Genomic DNA, 750 nt, shown 5'->3' with positions numbered 1-750 from the left:
GCCCCATCAGGCCGATCAGGCTGGCGCACGACGCCGACTTGCCGGCGAAATGCAGCTGCGACTGGCTGCTGAAACCCTGGGCGGTCTTGCGAACCAGGGCTGCGGGACGCGCATGCAGGCCGCCGCGATGGGTAATGCGCACGCTGGCGCTGGCATGTGCCTGGGAGTTGTCGGACACACACTGCACGGCGGCAGGCTGACGCGCGACGATGCGCAGCAGGGCGTCACCGACCTTGACCGTATTGACGGCCACCGGGCGCAGTTCGAACTGCTCGCCGTTGGTGAGGATGATCAGGCTGACCAGGCTTTTGCACTGGCGGGCGATGCGGTCTAGGTCAAAGCGCACCAGGGGCTGCCCGTTGCTGACCCGCGCGCCTTGCTTGACCAGCAGGGCAAAGCCTTCGCCATTCAATTGGACGGTATCGATGCCCACGTGCAGCAGCACCTCGGCGCCATTGTCGGCGCGGATCGTCAGGGCGTGGCCGGTACGGGCGACGTGGATCACTACCCCGGCGCACGGCGCATGCAGGCAGTTGTTGAGGGGGTCGATGGCAATCCCGTCGCCCATGGCGCCACTGGCGAACACGTCGTCAGGCACGTTGCCCAGGGTCAGCACCGGCCCACTGAGGGGGGCGCTGAGGGTGAGGTCATTATTATTGTCGGGCATGGGCACGGTACTCATCAGGAAACGACAGAAACCAACTCAGTGGGTGCGGGTGACTTTGCTCAGGTGGCGGGGTTGATCCGGGT

At 65.6% G+C, this 750-nt stretch carries 1 protein-coding gene; it reads right to left on the bottom strand.

Annotation, left to right across the window (positions count from 1 at the left end):
• Positions 1-667: glucose PTS transporter subunit IIA (locus HBO05_RS29035; RefSeq protein ID WP_172315038.1), on the bottom strand; the 667-nt coding region annotated here is incomplete at its 3' end.
• Positions 668-750: the final 83 nt, after the last annotated feature.

Origin of the sequence: Pseudomonas sp. WS 5079, assembly GCF_012985465.1 — a bacterium.
Lineage (GTDB): Bacteria > Pseudomonadota > Gammaproteobacteria > Pseudomonadales > Pseudomonadaceae > Aquipseudomonas.
This window is presented reverse-complemented; position numbering and strand designations above follow the sequence as displayed.